This window comes from Sphingomonas sp. Tas61C01 (genome assembly GCF_052567495.1).
Genome location: NZ_CP199583.1, coordinates 2,778,915 through 2,797,058, shown reverse-complemented (window position 1 = coordinate 2,797,058; position 18,144 = coordinate 2,778,915). Strand labels below are relative to the sequence as shown.

The following is an 18,144-nucleotide window of genomic DNA, read 5'->3' as shown; positions in this document are numbered from 1 at the left end:
TTCGATCAGGCGAGCGTCCGCACGCTCGCCTCCCGATCCCAGTGGCGGCGCTTGGCGGCGTCGACGAAGCTCACCAGGTCGGTGACGCCCTCGTCCGGCTCGACCCCGGCCTTGTCGAGCAACGGCTTGGCGTCCGCATTGTGGCCGATCGCCTTCAGATGGCCGAACGCGTCCATCACCCACTGCACCGCAGCGCCCTCCTTGCAGAGCTTCGCGCATGCCTCCTGCGACAGGATCACCGCGCACGCATCGACGGTGACGGAGGGCTGCCCGAACAACTGCGCGTCCGCGGCGACCGCGGAACCGTCCGACAGCGGCACCTTGCCGATCTTGGGGGCGATCAGCTTCGCGACGCCCTTGGCGGCGGCGACGTCGCCGGTGAGCGTCGCCAGCGCCTCGGCATCGCTGCCGTCCGCGATCAGGATGCCGACGGTGCGCCCTTCCAGGGTGTGCTTTTCCAGCGGCCCGCGGATGATGCGCAAGGCCGGCGACACGTCCATGTCGATTACCGGCGCCGCCGTCGGCGAGGCGTTGGGCAGGTCCATCGCGAGGCCCGCGGCGACCCGGCTCGCCAGATCCTCGTCGACGTTGCGCAGGTTCGCCAACATCGCGAGGCGGATATGCTCCAGCGACACCTTGCTGAGTTCGAACACCAGCGCCGACGCGATATGGGCCTGCTCCGCGGGGTCCATCGATCGGAAGAACAATCGCGCCTGGCTGTAGTGATCCGCAAAGCTCTCCGCGCGGATCCTGAGCTTCTGGCCTTCCTCTTCGGACGGAAAGGTATTGTAGCCGTTGTCGGGGTCCTCGCGCGCGCCGGCCGGCTCACCCGCCTTGGCCAGGCTGTTGGGTTCGTAATTGGCGCGGCCCTTGGGCACCTCCATCTGCATATGGCCGTCGCGCTGCTGGTTCATGAACGGACAACCCGCCGCTTCCGCACGACCCTTGGCCGAATTAATCGGCAGCTGGTGGAAGTTGACGCTGCCCAGCCGCGACAGCTGGGTGTCGGTGTAGCTGAACAACCGTCCCTGCAGCAGCGGATCGTTGGTGAAGCCGATGCCGGGTACGACATGGCTCGGCACGAACGCCGCCTGTTCGGTCTCCGCGAAGAAATTGTCGGGATAACGATCGAGCACCATCTTGCCGACGATCCGCACCGGCAGCACTTCCTCCGGGATGATCTTGGTCGAATCGAGCACGTCATAGGGCTGCGCGTCGGCGAACGCCTTGTCGAACAGCTGCACCCCGAGCTCCCACTCCGGATAGTCGCCGCGCTCGATCCGCTCGAACAAATCGCGGCGCTGGAAGTCGGGGTCCGCGCCCGCGATCTTGACGGTCTCGTCCCAGATCGTCGAGGCGAGCCCCGCCTTCGGCTTCCAGTGGAACTTGACGAAGGTGCTCTTCCCCTCCTTGTTGATGAAGCGGAACGTGTGGATCCCGAACCCCTCCATGTTCGCGAAGGTCCGCGGCAGGGTGCGGTCGGACATCGCCCACATGATCATGTGGGTGGATTCGGGCATCAGGCTGATAAAGTCCCAGAAGGTGTCGTGCGCGGTCGCGGCCTGCGGGTAGCCGCGATCGGCTTCCATCTTCGCCGCGTGGATCAGATCGGGGAACTTGATCGCGTCCTGGATGAAGAACACCGGGATGTTGTTGCCGACCAGGTCCCAATTCCCCTCGCGGGTGTAGAACTTGACCGCGAAGCCACGGACGTCGCGCGGCGTATCGACCGACCCCGCGCCACCCGCGACCGTCGAAAAGCGGGTGAACACCTCGGTCCGCTGGCCCTTCTTGGCGAACAGGTCGGCGCACGTGATGTCGGCGAGACTGTCGGTGCATTCGAAATAGCCATGCGCGGCCGATCCGCGCGCATGGACGATGCGTTCGGGAATGCGCTCATGATCGAAATGGTTGATCTTCTCGCGGTAGACCTCGTCCTCCAGCAGCACCGGGCCGCGCGCACCGGCCTTCAGCTGGTTCTGGTTGTCGCTGATCGGCGTGCCGTGATTGGTCGTCAGAACCGGATGATCCGCGTCGGTCACCTGATGGGTCTCGCCACCGTTGCCGGGGTTCAGTGCAGTGTCGGGCATGGTCATCCTTCGTCGGTTCATCAGGCCAACGGATGGCGACGCCACGGGTTGCGGGTGGATGTCGGATCGCGATCGGACGAGGGCCGTCGCCCGCTGGCTGGGCATAGGCGCGGCTAACGGGCGACGGCGTGGCTCATGCCGCCACGGGCACCGCATGATCCATCGCGGCGAGATCGGTGAGCAGATCCGGGCCGGTCGGCTCCCACCCCAGCCGTGCCCGCGTCCAATCGTTCGACGCGACCATGTCGAGCGTCGCGAAAGGAGTCATCCAGCCGAAATAGCGCTCGATCTCATCGGGCGCGATCGAGCGGACCGGCAGCCCTGTGCCCGTGCCGATCGCCTCGGCGATCGCCCGGGCGGTGACGCCCTCCTCGACCGACGCATGGTAGCGGGCGCCCGGTTCGCCGCGTTCGAGCGCCAGGACGTAGAGCCTGGCGACATCGCTGACATGCGCCGCCGACCAGCGCGCCTGGCCCTCGCCGACATAGGCGATCGCGCCGGCACGCCGCGCCTCCGCCACCAGCGGCGTGATCAGCCCGGCCTTGGTGGTGTCGTGGACCTGGGGCAGCCGGATCGTCCGCACGTCGATTCGCCTCGCGATCAGCGCCGCACCGGCGAGCTCGGTCGCGATCCGCGGATTGGCATGCCGCGGGTTCAGTACGTCCTCCCGTGCCGCGCCGCCCCCTAGCGGCGTGCCCAGGCCGACGCCCGAAGTGATCAGGATCGGCTTGTCGGTGCCTTCCAGCGCATCGCCCATCGCCGCGATGTTGCGATCGTCCTTGCGGGTGTTTTCGACGAAGTTCGAGAAATCGTGATCGAACGCGCAATGGATCACCGCATCGGCCGCCGCCGCGCCGATCGCGAGCGTCTCGGGCTGGTCGAGGTCGCCGAGATGCGGCTCGACCCCCGCCGCCTCGAGCCGGCGAGCCCCTGCGTCGGATCGCGTAAGGCCGAGGATCTGGTGGCCGCTGTCGAGCAGCTCGGGAATGAGGTGCGAGCCGATGAAGCCGGTCGCGCCGGTCAGAAACACACGCATCGTTGATCTCCTAATTGTCGGATCGGCATATCGCGGCCGCCGGGAACCTGTTAAAGTAGTGACGATATCGTGGTATAAGCTGCAACAGGATCGATCATGGCGCGTGAGGCGCAGAATCCGCTCGGCACCTATCTGCGCGATCGCCGCGCGCGGCTCGATCCGGCGGCCCTCGGGTTCGGCAGCGGGCGGCGGCGCACCCCGGGACTGCGCCGCGAGGAGGTGGCGAGCCGCGCCAACATCAGCCCGACCTGGTATACCTGGCTGGAGCAGGGCCGCGGCGGGGCGCCGTCGGCCAACGTGCTCGACCGGATCGCCAAGGGGTTGATGCTCACCGAGCCGGAGCGCGAGCATCTCTACATGCTCGGGCTCGGCCGCCCGCCGGAAGCCCGCTACCAGCCGGTCAGCGGGATCACGCCGCGGTTGCAGAGCGTACTCGACGCGATGCCGTTCAGCCCCGCGATCATCAAGACGGCGATGTGGGACGTGGTCGGCTGGAACCGCGCGGCGGCGCTGCTGCTGACCGACTATTCCAAGCTGCCGCGCGAGGGGCGCAACATTCTCCGGCTGATGTTCGCGAGTGATCACGTCCGCGCCCGCAACGCGGATTGGGACAGCATCGCGCGCTTCGTCGTCGGGGCCTTTCGCGCCGACGTGACCCGCGCCGGCGCGATCGAGAGCGCCGCCGCGACCGATCTGGTCGCCGAGCTCTCCCGCATCAGCCCCGAATTCGCGGCGCTGTGGCAGGACAACGAGGTCGTCTCGCACAACGAAGGAACCAAACGCATTCACCATCCCGTCACCGGGTTGCTGGCGATGGAATTCTCCACCTTCGCGGTCGAAGGTCGGCCCGAGCTGGGGATGATCATCTACAACCCGGCGACGCCGTCGGACGCGGAGCGGTTGCGCCTGTTGCTGGACCACGATGTGGCGCCGACCGACGGATCTGAGCAAAAGGCGGCGATGATCGCGGGGTAACTTGCGGGCAGGATTGGGAGGGATGCCGGGGTGCGGATCGACAGGCGGACGATGTTGGCGGGCGCTGCTGCGCTTGGGGGTGCGACTGCGGCGGCGGCAGCCGCGCGCGCGCGGGACACCGATTGGAGTGCCGTCGCCGAGGACGTAAAGGCCCAGATGGCCTGGGCGTGGGATCTCTACCGCCAGCACGCCTGGGGCAAGGACGAGATCAAGCCGGTCAGCGGCACCTTCTCGTCCTTCCCGCTCAAGACCCGGCATCTCGGGCTCAGCCTGATCGAGGCGCTGGATACGCTGTGGGTGATGGGGCTCGACAGCCGGTTCGCGGCCGGCGTCGGCTGGGTGAAGCAGCACTTCGATGCCGATGTCGATGGCGAGGTGTCGGTGTTCGAAACCTCGATCCGCCTGCTCGGCGGGCTGTTGTCCGCGCATCATGCCTGTGGCGATCCGGTGCTGCTCGCCAAGGCGCGCGACCTGGCCGATCGCCTGCTGCCCGCGTTCGCGACGCCGACCGGGATGCCGTATCGCTTCGTCAACCTGAAGACGGGCGCGGTGCGCGAACCCGTCACGAGTCCCGCCGACATCGCCACCTACCTGCCCGAATGGGGCATGCTCAGCCGGCTGACCGGCGACCCACGTTATGCGACCGTGGCGCGCAAGGCGCTGGTCGCGGTGTTCGCACGCCGGTCGAAGATCGACTTGGTCGCGACCAAGATCGACGTGCTGACCGGCGAATGGCGCGATCGGCGCGCCACGGTCGGGTCCTATTGCGACAGCTTCTTCGAATATCTGTGGGACAGCTGGCAGCTGTTTGGCGATGCCGAGTGCAAGCGGATGTACGAGGTCTGCACCGCCGCGATCCTCGAGCACCAGCAGGTCTGGAAGGACGGCAGCCTGTGGTTCGCCGACGTCGATTTCGAAACCGGTGCGGTGGTCGCGACCGAACAGGACGAGCTCGCTTCCTTCTACGGGGGCCTGCTCGGGCAGGGCGGCGCGATGAAGCAGGGTGCGGCCTATACCGAGAGCTGGGCCAAGGTGCAGGCGCGGTTCGGCGTCCTGCCGGAGGGATACGACTATGCCACCGCGATGCCGACGCAGCGTACCAACGCGCTGCGTCCTGAACTGGCGGATGCCGCGTTCACGCTGTGGCTGATCGATCGCGATCCGCGCTGGCGCAGGATCGGCCTGGCGCATTTCGACGCGATGAAGCGCTGGAACAAGGCGCGCTACGGCTACACCGACCTCGCCGACGTCACCGCCACGCCCAAGCGCCAGGCGGATCACTGCCCCGGCTATTGGTGGTCCGAACAGATGAAATATTATTATCTGCTGTTCGCCGACACGCCGCGCTTCGACTATCGGCGCAACTATTTGTCGACCGAAGGCAATGTGTTGCTGGGCTTCCGCCAACCCGCCGAGGAGGGTCGGACGCGGAAAAGCGAAGGTCGCGAATAAGGTCGGGAGCGCATCGACGGGCGAAGCATTGTCGTAGGGAACCCTATCCGGAGCCGTTCATGAAGCTCATCCCGCTCGCGACCCTGTTTCTCCTCACCGCGACCGCGGCAACCGCCCAGAGCAGCCCGGAGGATAACGACAAGCGACCGGTCCGCGCCTGGTTCAACGAACTGACCCCGGTCAAACCCGGCAACGACTTCGCGTCGAAACTGAAGCTGCCCCGCGGCTACCGCGTGTCGGTATGGGCGCAGGATCTGGGCAATGCGCGCATGATCGCGGTCGCGCCCGGCGGCGACGTCTATGTCAGCCGCCGATCCGAAGCCGACATCGTCCGCCTTGTCGACCGCAATGGCGATGGCCGCGCCGACGGCCCGCCCGTGGTGATCGTCAACCGGCCTGGCCTCCACGGGCTCACCGTCCACGAGGGCCAACTTTACTTCATGACCGCGCGTGAGGTGTTCCGCGCGCCGCTGCTGCCCGATGGCGGAATCGGACGGGTCGAGACGATCATCGACGACCTGCCCGACGCCGGTCAGCATCTGAACCGCACCTTGGCGGTCGGGCCCGACAGAATGCTCTACATCAGCGCCGGCTCGACCTGTAACGCCTGCGACGAATCCAGCCAGGAGAACGCGACGCTGATCCGCGCCAGCCTCGACGGCAAGAGCCGACGCGTCTGGGCGTCGGGCCTGCGCAACACGATCGGCTTCGGGTGGCATCCGCGCACCGGGGAGTTGTGGGGCTGGGACCAGGGGATCGACTGGCTCGGCAACGACCTGCAGCGCGAGGAGGTCAACAAGATCGAGCGCGGTGCACGTTATGGCTGGCCCTATGTGTTCGAGGACGGCAAGCGCAATCCGCAGGACGAACCGCCGGGCGGGATCACCGGCGCGCAATGGGCGGCGGCGTCGCGCAACCCGGTGCTGATGTACACCGCGCATGCTGCGGGCATGCAATGGGCGTTTCACCCGGGCGGCGGCTTCGGGCCCGACGCCGCGGGCGATGCCTTCGTCGCGATGCACGGCAGTTGGAACCGCAAGCCGGCCTCTGGCTACGAGGTCGTCCGCGTGCGCTTCGACGCCAACGGTCAGGCGACGCGGATCGAGCCGTTCCTGACCGGCTTCATGAGTGCCGACGGCCGCAGCCACTACGGCCGGCCCTGCGGCATGGCGGTGATGCGCGACGGCTCGCTGCTGCTGTCGGACGACGCCAACGGCGTGCTGTACCGCGTCACCTATGACGGCGCCCAGGGCGGCGCCGCGCCCGTTGCGCCGCCCGCCGGACCGATGCTGGAACAGGCCGCGCGCGGATCGAACGTCGCGCTGCTGCTCCAGCGTGCGGAGGGCCGCGCGACCGGCGCCGCAACGATCGCGGTGACGGCGGAGGCGTTCCGCGCCAACGGCCCGATCCCGCGCGAGCACACCGAATACGGCCTCGGCTTCTCGCCCGCTTTATCCTGGCCCGCGGTGCCGGGCGCGCAATCCTACGCGATCGTCGTCGAGGACCCCGCCGGCGCCGCGCACCCGGTGGTACACTGGACCGCCTGGAACATTCCCGCCACGACCACCCGCCTCCCCGCCGGGCTGCAGGAGCGCGACCGGTTGAACGGCGGCCCGCTCGAGGGGATCATGCAGGGCGCAACCTCCCGCGGCACCGTCGGCTGGTACGGCCCGCGCCCACCCAAGGGCGACAAGCCCCACCCCTACCACTTCCAGCTCCTCGCCCTCGACCGAGCGTTGGAGCTTCCCCTCGGCGCCACCCGCGACCAGCTCGCCCAGGCGATCGCGGGGCATGTGATCGCGGCGGGGGATTTGGTCGGAACCTATGCGGAGCCGGTTGGAGAGTGAGGGTGCGGCGGCGCATCGAATTACACTTGCAGCCAGCTCGTTAGGATGGGTCCGGATCAAAGTCGCGAAAAGCGCCACATCCCCCGGGTGCGCTCTCGGACGGTGGGTTCGCCGCTGTCCAGCGGCGCTAGATAGGCGGCGAGGTCGCGATTGCCAGCCCTTGCTGCGGCGATGGCAGGCCAGTGCGCCACGAGCCCGCGGATCACCACGGGACGTAGCGCGGTGCGATCTCCCGCGCGAACGTATCCGGCAACCGCCCTCGTCGGCGGACGGAAGACGCCGATCGCGACCGGATCGAGCTGCGGAGCCACGAGGGGCGCGACTTGAAGGAGGCACGACGGCAGGATTGTGTCGAACGCGATCTGCGGCTGATCGCGATCCGCGCCGAGCGCGACGAGGTGTTTCGCATTGTCCGGGAACGCGAGCTTGGCAGCGCCGTGGCCCAGAAGCTGGTGCGCGAACTCGATCTGCTCGAGGCCCGCTACAAAGGATGAGGGGGCGGACTGTCAACGACGCGTAACATCCACATGGCACCGGTGACCGCCTCGAGGGCGGCGTGCTTCGCGCCGCCCGTCGGTTCGGGAGCAAGAATGTGATGCGGTTTGTGAAAGCGACGCTTGCTGCGTTGATCGGTGTTGCGGGTGTGAGTGCGGGGTCAGCCCACGCTGTGACGATTGCGAACCCGACCAACAGCTACGGCTCTCCCTATCTTTCCGGCCAGCTGACCGGGGGCAATCAAACGCAGTATTTCGGCGAGACGTTCACCACGCCGATCGCCGGCAATCTCACCAATTTCCAGTTCACGTTGAACGCGTCCGATCTGCAGTCCGCTTATGGCATCGTGTTCAAGTGGGATGGATCTCGACCCACCGACGAGCTTTACCGCAGCGAAGTCCGTTCCGGCGCCGCTGGCCTCTTCGCCTTCGATCCGACCGGTATCAAGCTGATGCAGGGCGAGACCTATGTCGCCTTCATCAGCACGTTCGGCCTCGCCGACAATGCGGGATTGGCGACGGTCGGAACATGCCTGCCGTTCGCCGGGTGCGGTTCCAATTCGATTCCGAACCTCGGTACGCTGGTCACCGGCAACGTGCTCGCCGATGGCCCCGTGTTCAACTCGCTCGGATATCTGGACGCGACCTTCTCCGTCACGATCGCCGCGACGGCCGTGCCGGAGCCGACGAGCTGGGCGTTGATGATCCTGGGGATGGGAGCGGCTGGCTGCATGCTGCGCCGCCGGAACGGCACGCCGCGGGTCGCGTACGCAACGTGACCTGCGCCGGTTCGCGAAATCGTGGTGCTTCAGCATCGAGCGATACGCCTGCGACGAAAATCGGCGGCAGCATCGGCTCGGGCACGCGTGCAGCTTCAATCTGCGCAGTACGCGATCCTGCGACCCGATTTTCCGACCTCGGAAAGTGACTATGTCGACGGCGGACGCAGCAGGCCCAGCAGATTTCACCAATGTCAGGATGAGGGCTGCGCAGGTCGGGTTGTTCGAAACCCCGATCCTGCACGGTCAGCTGATCGGCACAGGCGATCTGCTCGTCGAGCTGGAAGCGATCATCCGGGCCCGGCGCGCTGCCGAACCCGGGGTCGCCCGATCCAATATCGGCGGGTGGCATTCCTCAACCGACATGCTGGCATGGGGCGGACCTGCAGCAGAGAAGCTCGGGCAGCTCGCGCTCAATGCGGCCAAGCGCGTCAGCAATTTCGGGAACCTCGACCAGGGCGCGGTGGATTGGAGCATGAAGATGTGGGCGAACATCTCGCCCGCGGGATCGCTGAACATGAGCCATTCCCATCCAGGCGTGCTGTGGGCTGCTGTCTTCTATGTGGCGATGGGCGAGCCAGGGCCCGATGGCGCGCATGGCGGCGAGCTGTTCTTCGAGGATCCCCGTTTTCCGCTTCCACTGATGCGCATGGCGGGATTTCGGATGATCGGCATCGATGGCCAGCCGCAGGCCAACGAACGGCGATGGCCGACGAAGGCGGGCGATATCGTCCTTTTTCCGGCTTGGCTGCGTCACGGCGTGCGGCCGTACTACGGGGCATCCGATCGGATCTCGATCGCCATGAACATCGACGTGGTGCAGCAGGCGTAGGTAGCGATTGGGGTGCGACCGTCCTCGGCCATTGCACTTCGGCCCTCAGCGCGGCCGTTTAGCGCGTGACGGTTTGCACCTCGGCCAAGGCAACGGACCCTGGCGAGCAGGTCGACTAGCTGGCGCCTCAATTCCCCCGGTACGTCGAATATCCATAGGGGCTGACCACGACCGGTACATGATAGTGCACGCTGGCATCGCCGACCTGAAAGACCAGATCGATTTCCGGGAAGAAGGGTGTGGCTCGCGGATCGGGATAGGCCGTCATGTCGAACGTCAGTTTATAGATCCCGACGGTGAAGCTCTTCGGATCGCCGAACGACTTCACCCGGCCGTTCGCGTCGGTTCGTGCACGTGCTACCTCTACCCAATGGCCGTCGGCCGACTTCTTCAGCAACACGACAGGGACGCCCTGACCACCCACTCCGCGCGCCAGGTCGAGGACATGCGTCGAGATTTCGGCGGCCGAGACGGTCGTCGGGCTGAAAGCTAGGGCAAGGCCGGCGAGCAAGGAGAAGCGCTTCATGGATGTCCCTTGGACTTGGAGGCAATAGCGACACGAATGGCTGCCGATGATGGATCGACGTCATAACGTTTCGTGTAGCCGCAGGGTCCGGATCTTCCTTTGGCTGTGATCGCGCGCGAGCGGTATCGTGTCCGCGGTTCGACGAGATGCGATGAGCAAGATCGTGGATGATCACGCGCTTCCGATCGAGGCCTTCGACATGCCGTCGAACGTATCGACCCTGACCGCAGGCGCGCAGACGCACCGCCCCTGATCGTGGGTGAGCAATTCGCCGGTCGCGACGATCTCGAAGGTACGGGCGTCGATGTAGCGAACCGGTTCGCCGTCGAGCAGGGTCGTCCAGGCGGCACCGCGGTGCTCTCGTGTACCTGCATCGCCTTGCGTGATGAAGACATGCCGATGTTCGACGACGAACAATGGCGTACCATCACCATCGACGCAGCGGTGACGAGCAAGTTCCTCGATCATCGTCACGCCCCGACCGGGGCCGTGACACCCTCGATGCGAAGCAGCCGGTCATGGCCTTCGCGGTCGGGCCAGCGAATCGAATGACCGGCCGTCATCCCGATCAGGCCCGCTCCGATCGGCGTCAGCACCGACACGCGCCCCGCGGCGATGTCCGCATCGCGCGGATAGACGAGTTGCACGGTGCGCCGCGTGCCGGTGGCTTCGTCGACGAACTGAATGCGGGAATTCATGACGACGGTCTGCGCCGGCAAATCACCGGGCTCGCAAAGTTCGGCGCGATCTAGTTCGGCCAGCAGCATCGCCGAGGACAGCGGATGCTTGTGCTCGGCACTCAGTGCGAGATTCGAGAGCGCATCGCACTCGCTTGCGGTCAGATGGATGGCGGGACGATCGGCTGCTGTCACGGTGTCGTGTTGCATGAAGTTGACTTTACTTTTTGGAGATCATGAATGTTCCGCGCGCATCCTGGCAATTTTTTTAGGTAGAATAGGGCCCGAACTCAGGCGGCAGGAGCCGACCCGAGCTCGATCTACGCACGCGCGGCGAACTGTCCCACGTGGTGGCGAAAACGCCTGTATGTCGCTGGAGCGTCCATCTGACCTAGGTGATGATGCGAGCGCGGTACGTCGACCCGACCGCTTACTGCGCCATCAGGGTGAATCCATGATGCAGTAGATCAGCAGCGGCACACCGATGATCAAGATCAACAGCAACAGGTTGAGATCCGCGAGGCGGTTGATGCCGGTTCGCGGCGATGACGCTCGAACCGATCCTTCTTCGCAATCTTCATCTTCGACGTACATCTTGAATCGATTGGAGAAGAAGCTTGCTGGCCTCATCACGAGGACACGTCTTGGCGAAATCGCCGAACCGTCTTGGGCAATAGGTTCCGATCGGCGATCGGCCGCCGTGAATTCGATATCAGACACTGTAGGTTTCCGCTTACTCGAGAATTCGGGCGCGTCGGCCACGCCCGAAGATCAAATCGAATAATGCCCGAACTCGATCAGCAACCCGACGAGTTCGGGCTACGTGCGTGCGGCGAGTTGGCCGGCATGATTGCGGAAACGCTGATATGTCGCGAAGGCGTACATACGACATAGATGACGATGACACCCTCTGCCGTCAACCCGCGGCGTTGCCGCAACGGAAACCACGCCCCTTGACGCTCGCTCGGTGTCGCTTATCTTGATTGGGCGGGCCGGGCCCCTCTGGCGATCGTCTACGGACGAACGTGATGTCGGACCGCATCGGGTGATCTCGATATTGGCCTGGCCTATTCGCCTCCCTTTCATCGCGATCCATCCGATTTTTTCAGTCGATGATTGGAGAGAGGCGTTACCGATGTTCACCTATAACTTGACCAGGCTTCACGCAAAGCTGGACGGGCAGATCCGCGCGGAAACGAACCGGCGCATGCCCGACAGCCTCCGCCTGCTGCGGCTCAAGAGGCTGCGCTTGCGGGTAAAGGACCAGCTCTACGCACGCATGCTCCGGCCGCAGCCTATCTGAATTTTCGATGCGGCCCGTTCGATCCGGCCGGTGCACCAGCCGTCCGCCTGCGCCGTGCCGCAGGCGGTCAGCCGTTCCCGAGCCGCCGATCGGCAAAGACGGCTCGATGTCGGCAACGCGCCATCGGATGCCCATGGCGATCTGTCCGGCCTCGGCCGCGTCGCCGACGACCCGCCCTGCTATCAAGGTTCGTCATGTTCGATCTCTCGATCTTCGCTGATCCGTCCATCTGGGCAGCGCTCCTCACCCTGATCGTGATGGAGGTGGTCCTCGGTATCGACAACCTCATCTTCATCTCGATCCTGTCGAACAAGCTGCCGGTGGAACATCGCCAGAAAGTCCGCCGCATCGGGATCGGCCTCGCGTTGGCGATGCGCCTCGCCCTGTTGTCGATGATCGCCTGGATCGTCGGCCTCACGGCAACCGTCATCGATCTTGGCTTCGCCGGCAGCAGCGCAATCGATCCGGTGACGCGGCAGCTTCATCACAGCTGGGAGATGGCGTTTTCCTGGCGAGATCTGATCCTGATCGGCGGCGGCCTGTTCCTCCTCTGGAAGGCGACCAAGGAAATCCACCATTCGCTGGATCCCCGGCCGGCCGAGACCGTGCTGGACAAGCACCGCCCCGCGGCCATCGGCTTCGGCGCTGCGATCCTTCAGATCATCGCGCTGGATATCGTGTTCTCGTTCGATTCGATCCTGACGGCGGTCGGCATGACGGATCACCTGCCCGTGATGGTCATCGCCGTTGTCGTCGCGGTCGGCGTCATGCTTCTCGCCGCCGATCCGCTCGCGAACTTCATCGGCCGCAATCCGACCGTGGTGATGCTGGCGCTGGGGTTCCTGCTCATGATCGGCATGGTGCTGGTGGCCGAAGGCTTCGGCGCGCATGTGCCGAAGGGCTATATCTATACCGCGATGGCATTCTCAGCGGGCGTGGAGGGCCTGAACATCTGGTCGCGACGCGCAACCGACCGGAAGCGAGGTGGCGAGTGACGATGGCGCGGCAATTTAGGGCGGGCGCGAGCAAATCGATTTCAGGCTCCGCCTACGCCGAGCCGGTTCTGCCAGATTTTGCCGTCCTTGATGATGACGGCGAGGTTGCAACTATGGCTCTTCAGTACGCTGATGCCCTGCGTGGATCGCCGTCGACCAGCCGCATGTCGGCCCAGGCACCGCGCTGGAGCACGCCGAATTTGGCGTCCTTATAGGGATTGCGCTCGCCACTGAACGCGAACAGCTCGCAGTTCCCCGACGCGGCGAACTGCAACATGCCGACGTTGCCGAACACCGTGGCGAAACGGGTAAGTAGGACGGGTTTGTTCTTCGTGCTCCAGGGCTGCAACAGCAGGTCGGTGCCGAACGCCACCCTCGTGCCTGTCGAGCCTTTGATGGATCGGCGTACCGTCAAGACGATGAACGCAGCGAGGAGCCCTCCTCCTAACCTTACGTTGCGCGAGACGAAGTTTATAAGCCAGTCGTTATAAAAATTCCTCCCAACTGACCAAAAAAGGGCGCCCGCGCGAGTTCTGCGTGGAACAAGCGTTGGCAACGGCCCTCGGTGTGTTCTGGTCGAAGGGCTATGAGGGGGCCTCCATGGCCGAACCGACGCAGGCAACGGGCATCACAAAGCCGAGCCCCTACGCCGCGTTCGGCAACAAGGAGGCTGCTCCATAAGGTGCTCGAACTCTATGAAGTCGAAAAGCTCGAACAGACCCGCGAGGCGCTGAGGCAGCCGACCGCACGGGCAGTCGCTGAGCACTTCATGCGTGGCGCGATCGACGCGCAGATCAGCACGTGCGGCACCGACGACTGCCTCGGGGTGATCAGCGCTACGGCGTGCGGTGCCGAGGCCGACTCCCTTAAGGCAGACGTGATCCAGCGGCGGGACTGATCCTAGGCGGCGCTGGTAGAGCGATGCTAGAGTGCGAAGCGTGACGAGGACCTGTTGGACCATGTCGATGTCGGTGGCCTCATGAGCTACCTCGCGCTCTGATTTTAACGCACGTGAAGTTATTCCCAATCAAGACATCGTTGCCGACAATGACCGCGGGCAGCCTGCCCAAGCCATCCTGGCTCGCCCGCCCCAAACGCTATGGTCGCCCCGGGAAGCTGGAGGACGAGGAACTGGTCGCGGGCAAGCAGGACGCGCGGCGCCTGGCGGGCGCCGATCAGCGGCAGGCAGGCATCGACATTCTTGGGGACGGCAAGCAGACCCGCCAACACTTAGTCACCACGTTCGTCGAGCGTCTCGAGGGTGTCGATTTTGAGCAGCGCGAACCGGTGCGCATCCGCGATCGCTATGATCACCACGTGCCGACAGTCGTGGGCGCCGTCTCACGCCACAAATCGGTATTTGGCGTCGATGCGCGTTTTCTGCGCGCGCAGACCATCAGCCGATCGAGTGGACGCTGCCGTGCCGATAACGATGATCGATACTCTGTACGACGCGCATCACCGGAGCCGCGAGAAGCTGGCATAGGAGTTCGCGCGCATCCTCAACGAGGAAGCGCGCGAATTGGAAGCGGCCGCGTCGACATTATCCATTTCGACGAGCCCGCGTTTACGTTTTCTTCGACGAGGCCAATGACTGGGGCATCGCTGCGCTGGAGCGCGCGGCGGAGAGGCTGAAGGCCGAGATCGCGGTCCACATCTGCTGCGGCTATGGCATTAAAGGGTGCTGTCAGTCTAACGCGAACCGCTCTCCACACGATGCACATCGGTCTTTGAACGCGGCGCCCTAGCTCGCGACGATCTGCCACTCCGCCAGCGCGACGGAGCGTCGTTCCTTGTCGTCTGTCGGTCGGTAAGGTGGCGCTCCAGATCAAAGTGGTTGTGAACGTTGGCGTGCAACGAGGCGAACTTCTGCAGTGTCTTCATCTGCCTGAACCTCAGCATCGCTCGCTCTCGTCGTCGGAACGGCAGGTGCGAGTTCTCGACCCGGTTGTTGGCCCAGCGACCCACCTCCTGCTTCTCGGCGTTGCCGAGCTCGTTCATGCCTGCACGGTAGGAGCGCAGACCGTCCGTGGTGATCGCCTCTGGTGAGCCGTGGCGCTTCACCGACTTCTTTATGAGGGTCAGTGCCGCTCCCTTGTCTCTGGCTTTCGTGACTTAGCTCTCCAGCACCTCGCCCTCGTGATCTACCGCTCGCCAGAGATAGACCCTCTCGTCGGTCTGCTTCACGTACATCTCGTCGAGGTGCCAGCGCCAATGCCGAAAGCCGCGCATGTGGCTCGCGCGCTTTCTGCGCGCCTCGCCGGCGAACAGCGGGCCGAACCGCTTGCACCACAGCCGTACCGTCTCTTGACAGATGTCGATCCCGCGCTCGAACAGCAGATCCTCCACATTCCTGAGGCTCAAGGGGATGCGGACGTACATCAGCACCACCAGCCAAATTACCTCGGGCGAGCTGTTGAAGTAACGGAACGGAATGGCTGGCTTGCGCGGCGTGGCATAGCCCGTCACCTACCGTGCCCCACTTGAATTTTTACTCGGTGCGTAAGGGCTGACACAGCCAACCCCTCCCTTTTCGGGTACAATGACGATCGTGCGACAGCGGTTTGGATAACGGCTCCAGGCCGAAGGCACTGCAAAGACCTTCGATCGCGCGAAAAGCTTCACCTTGTGCGCCGTCGAATTAAAGCAGGATTGTAACATCCAATTCATCTTTCCGACGCGGAGATGTCATCTCGACGACGCGAGGCCGTCATCCGCGACCGTTAGCGCTCCTCCGACAAGACGGGGGAATTCATGTTATCTGTTCACTCGCGGCTCACGCTCGCGACGCTTGCTGCAGCGTGCTCGACGACGGCGCTGGCGCAATCGACTGCTCAACTAGACACGGGGCAGGACGACATAGTCGTGACCGCCCAGAAGCGGGAGCAGCGGATCGAGGATGTTCCCGTCACTGTCACCGCGCTGACTGGAAGGCGACTGGCGGACATCGGTGTGTCCGAGCTCGACGAGGTCGCCGCCTTCGTGCCAGGCTTGCAGGTCCAGGAGCAGAGCGCGAACAATCCGGGCTTCGTCATCCGCGGCATCACATCGGACAACGGCTCTGCGCAGCAAGGCGCTCGCGTGACGCTCTACTACAACGGTGTCGACATCAGCCGTTCGCGTGGTGCTTGGCAGGATCTCTACGATCTGGAGCGCATCGAGGTTGTGAAGGGCCCGCAGGCTACCTTGTTCGGGACCGCTGCTGCGGTCGGAGCGATCAGCCTCATCTCGGCGCGGCCCGAAGCAGGCTCGTCCGCCGCCATCGACGCATCGTACGGCAATTTTGACCGCACACAGGTCTCGGGCTTCGTCAACGTAGGCAACGAGACGGTCGCGGCCCGGCTGGCGGGGGCATACAAATATCGTCGCGGTTATGTTCGCAACATCGCGGGCGACCCGACCTTTCCCAATCAGAACCAAGCGGGCGTCGATCAAGACGACCTGAACGGCCAGGACCAGCGGGGGCTTCGCGGATCGCTGCGCTTTCGACCTGACGACCGGGTAATTGCGGACCTCGTGCTGACCTATGACGGCCAGCGCAACCCCGGCACCGCCTTCAAAAGTCGCGCGCACGCACCAACCGGCGGGCAGACCGGCGACTATGGCTATGCCGAACTGTCGGGATCACCGAACAGCCTCGCGGTGCTCGGCGCACGCAAGCTCGGGCTCGATCGCAACGTCTACGATGCCAATATGAGCGTTGCCGTCGACCTGGGGCCGGGGGTCAGCTTCACCACCGTAAACGGCTATCGGCGCTTCGACGCGCTGGAAGTGTTTGACGCGGATGGCGGCCCCGCTGCCTATCTTGAGTTCGCCGAGGACGCGCAGGGCGACCAATGGAGTCACGAGGGGCGCTTCGCCTTCGACGGACCGAAGTACCGCGCCTCTCTCGGCTGGAACGCCTTCTTCGAAAATGGCTCTCAGCGCGTGCCCTTCGCAACCGAGGAGGGCACGTATCTGGCCTGCTCCGTCGCCGCGGCCTACGCCCGGGTCCGTGCCGCGCTCAATGCGGCTGGCATCCCCACTGGCACTGCCTGCGTAGCACCCAACGGAACGATCCCTGCACTGAAGGCGACGGCGGTGCTGAGTGGTGGAAGGCTCACGTCGCTGCCTTATTCGTCGGTGTTCACCAACTTCGGCCGCAATAATACCTATTCGGTGTTCGCCGATGCGACGTACATCCCGACGCCTGCACTCGAGCTCACAGCAGGCGCGCGCGTCCTGATTGAGGATCGCCAGTCCGGCTACTCGTCCGTGCAGCCTAATTCGCTCCTGCTTGCAGGACTCGGCGTCCAGAGCAGCCTGCTTGGGACCGCCAATACCGCGGGCAACAAGTTCGTCGCCGAAAAGAGTTTCACAGCATTGCTGCCGCGCTTCAACGCACTGTTGAAGCTTGGTGATGGTCTCAACCTTTATGGGACGATCAGCAAGGGTCGGCGTTCGCCCGTGGTCCAGCTGGCTGCCGCACGCACCGCCTTCGGCGTCGGCCCAAACATTCAGGTAGTGCCGGAGGAAAATGTCTGGAATTACGAAGGCGGCATCAAAGGACGGGTCGGCCCGCTCACTGGTGCGGCATCGGTCTTCTACCAGACCTATGACGGCTTCCAGGTCTCCGTCACCGAGAATGGCGTGACCACCACGCGAAGTGCCGGGTCCGCCAAGAATGTCGGTGTGGAACTTGAGGGCGACCTTCGCCTTGCCGATTACCTGTCCGTGTTCGGCACCTTCGCCTACATCGACGGCGGTATCGGCAAGGACGCGTCGAACGGCGTATTTGCCGGCAACCGCTTCCGCCTGCAGCCGGAGACAACCGCATCCGGCGGCGCGATGCTGCGCCTGCCCGTCGGCACCGCCACCGCCTATGCGACGCCGAGCATCACATATCGCTCAAAAGTCTTCTTCGAGCTGCCGAACAACCCTGCGATCAGCACGCCCGGCTATACGCTGGTTAATGTGCGTGCAGGCCTGGAACTGGTCGGCGGGCGCTACAGCATCGGCGGCTTCGCCCGGAACCTAACCAACAAGCGATATTTGATCGACGCCGGCAACACCGGCGGTGGTTTCGGCATCCCGACCTACATCACCGGCGAGCCGCGCTTCTACGGCGTGGAGCTCGGCGCGCGGTTCTGACCGCAACG

19 protein-coding genes and 1 pseudogene are annotated in these 18,144 nt (G+C 64.7%); 12 read left to right on the top strand and 8 right to left on the bottom strand.

What is annotated here, in order from left to right; all coding sequences use genetic code 11:
- Positions 1-5: 5 nt before the first annotated feature.
- Together ACT009_RS13195 and ACT009_RS13190 are read right to left on the bottom strand one after the other, a co-directional pair.
- Entirely contained in the window at positions 6-2,090 is a 2,085-nt protein-coding gene (locus ACT009_RS13195) for a catalase (RefSeq protein WP_445191522.1), read from the bottom strand.
- A gap of 133 nt (positions 2,091-2,223) precedes the next feature.
- The gene (locus tag ACT009_RS13190; protein ID WP_445191521.1) at positions 2,224-3,126 is read right to left on the bottom strand and encodes an SDR family oxidoreductase; all 903 of its coding nucleotides are present in this window, start codon (positions 3,124-3,126) and stop codon (positions 2,224-2,226) included.
- Positions 3,127-3,222: 96 nt separating this feature from the next.
- Between ACT009_RS13190 and ACT009_RS13185 the strand changes: the two genes are divergently transcribed.
- The 6 genes from ACT009_RS13185 to ACT009_RS13160 all read left to right on the top strand — a co-directional run bounded on the left by ACT009_RS13185 (position 3,223) and on the right by ACT009_RS13160 (position 9,505).
- Complete coding sequence (locus ACT009_RS13185) at positions 3,223-4,101, top strand: helix-turn-helix transcriptional regulator (RefSeq protein ID WP_445191520.1); 879 nt, start codon at positions 3,223-3,225, stop codon at positions 4,099-4,101.
- Between the two features lie 30 nt (positions 4,102-4,131).
- On the top strand, positions 4,132-5,553 hold the full coding sequence (locus tag ACT009_RS13180) for a glycoside hydrolase family 47 protein (RefSeq protein ID WP_445191519.1): 1,422 nt from the start codon (positions 4,132-4,134) through the stop codon (positions 5,551-5,553).
- A gap of 59 nt (positions 5,554-5,612) precedes the next feature.
- Positions 5,613-7,400 (top strand): YbhB/YbcL family Raf kinase inhibitor-like protein, encoded by a 1,788-nt coding sequence (locus ACT009_RS13175; RefSeq protein WP_445191518.1) that lies wholly within the window; start codon positions 5,613-5,615, stop codon positions 7,398-7,400.
- A 323-nt stretch (positions 7,401-7,723) separates the two neighbouring features.
- Positions 7,724-7,894, top strand: coding sequence for a hypothetical protein (locus ACT009_RS13170; protein ID WP_445191517.1), 171 nt, complete (start codon positions 7,724-7,726; stop codon positions 7,892-7,894).
- Between the two features lie 62 nt (positions 7,895-7,956).
- Positions 7,957-8,673 (top strand): PEPxxWA-CTERM sorting domain-containing protein, encoded by a 717-nt coding sequence (locus tag ACT009_RS13165; RefSeq protein ID WP_445191516.1) that lies wholly within the window; start codon positions 7,957-7,959, stop codon positions 8,671-8,673.
- A 151-nt stretch (positions 8,674-8,824) separates the two neighbouring features.
- Positions 8,825-9,505, top strand: a complete 681-nt coding sequence (locus ACT009_RS13160) for a TIGR02466 family protein (RefSeq protein WP_445191515.1) — start codon at positions 8,825-8,827, stop codon at positions 9,503-9,505.
- Positions 9,506-9,632: 127 nt separating this feature from the next.
- Here the strand turns inward: ACT009_RS13160 and uraH are convergent, their stop codons facing one another.
- The 4 genes from uraH to ACT009_RS13140 all read right to left on the bottom strand — a co-directional run bounded on the left by uraH (position 9,633) and on the right by ACT009_RS13140 (position 11,428).
- Positions 9,633-10,031, bottom strand: coding sequence for a hydroxyisourate hydrolase (uraH, locus tag ACT009_RS13155; RefSeq protein ID WP_445191514.1), 399 nt, complete (start codon positions 10,029-10,031; stop codon positions 9,633-9,635).
- Positions 10,032-10,202: 171 nt separating this feature from the next.
- On the bottom strand, positions 10,203-10,505 hold the full coding sequence (locus tag ACT009_RS13150; protein ID WP_445191513.1) for a hypothetical protein: 303 nt from the start codon (positions 10,503-10,505) through the stop codon (positions 10,203-10,205).
- Positions 10,502-10,918, bottom strand: coding sequence for a nucleoside diphosphate kinase regulator (rnk, locus tag ACT009_RS13145; RefSeq protein WP_445191512.1), 417 nt, complete (start codon positions 10,916-10,918; stop codon positions 10,502-10,504). The genes ACT009_RS13150 and rnk overlap by 4 nt, the downstream gene beginning before the upstream one ends.
- Before the next feature lie 231 nt (positions 10,919-11,149).
- Positions 11,150-11,428, bottom strand: coding sequence for a hypothetical protein (locus tag ACT009_RS13140; RefSeq protein WP_445191511.1), 279 nt, complete (start codon positions 11,426-11,428; stop codon positions 11,150-11,152).
- 415 nt (positions 11,429-11,843) lie between these two features.
- Here ACT009_RS13140 and ACT009_RS13135 point away from each other — a divergent pair, with 415 nt between their 5' ends.
- Positions 11,844-12,011, top strand: coding sequence for a DUF465 domain-containing protein (locus tag ACT009_RS13135; RefSeq protein WP_445191510.1), 168 nt, complete (start codon positions 11,844-11,846; stop codon positions 12,009-12,011).
- A 194-nt stretch (positions 12,012-12,205) separates the two neighbouring features.
- Positions 12,206-13,006 (top strand): TerC family protein, encoded by an 801-nt coding sequence (locus ACT009_RS13130; RefSeq protein ID WP_445191509.1) that lies wholly within the window; start codon positions 12,206-12,208, stop codon positions 13,004-13,006.
- Between the two features lie 121 nt (positions 13,007-13,127).
- On the opposite strand, the gene ACT009_RS13125 is transcribed toward ACT009_RS13130, so the two are convergent.
- Positions 13,128-13,379 carry a hypothetical protein gene (locus ACT009_RS13125; RefSeq protein ID WP_445191508.1) on the bottom strand — a complete coding sequence of 84 codons (252 nt, stop codon included), beginning with the start codon at positions 13,377-13,379 and terminating at the stop codon, positions 13,128-13,130.
- Positions 13,380-13,606: 227 nt separating this feature from the next.
- Between ACT009_RS13125 and ACT009_RS13120 the strand changes: the two genes are divergently transcribed.
- The 3 genes from ACT009_RS13120 (at position 13,607) to ACT009_RS13110 (ending at position 14,641) form a co-directional block, all read left to right on the top strand.
- Positions 13,607-13,687: a hypothetical protein gene (locus ACT009_RS13120; RefSeq protein WP_445194096.1), complete on the top strand. Its 81-nt coding sequence runs from the start codon at positions 13,607-13,609 to the stop codon at positions 13,685-13,687.
- A gap of 1 nt (position 13,688) precedes the next feature.
- A complete protein-coding gene (locus ACT009_RS13115; protein WP_445191507.1) occupies positions 13,689-13,904 on the top strand; it encodes a hypothetical protein in 216 nt (71 codons plus the stop codon).
- Between the two features lie 149 nt (positions 13,905-14,053).
- On the top strand, positions 14,054-14,641 hold the full coding sequence (locus ACT009_RS13110; protein ID WP_445191506.1) for a hypothetical protein: 588 nt from the start codon (positions 14,054-14,056) through the stop codon (positions 14,639-14,641).
- Between the two features lie 109 nt (positions 14,642-14,750).
- Here ACT009_RS13110 and ACT009_RS13105 read toward each other — a convergent pair.
- Positions 14,751-15,442 (bottom strand): annotated as a pseudogene (locus ACT009_RS13105) (IS6 family transposase).
- Between the two features lie 318 nt (positions 15,443-15,760).
- Here ACT009_RS13105 and ACT009_RS13100 point away from each other — a divergent pair.
- Positions 15,761-18,136, top strand: a complete 2,376-nt coding sequence (locus ACT009_RS13100; RefSeq protein ID WP_445191505.1) for a TonB-dependent receptor — start codon at positions 15,761-15,763, stop codon at positions 18,134-18,136.
- Positions 18,137-18,144: the final 8 nt, after the last annotated feature.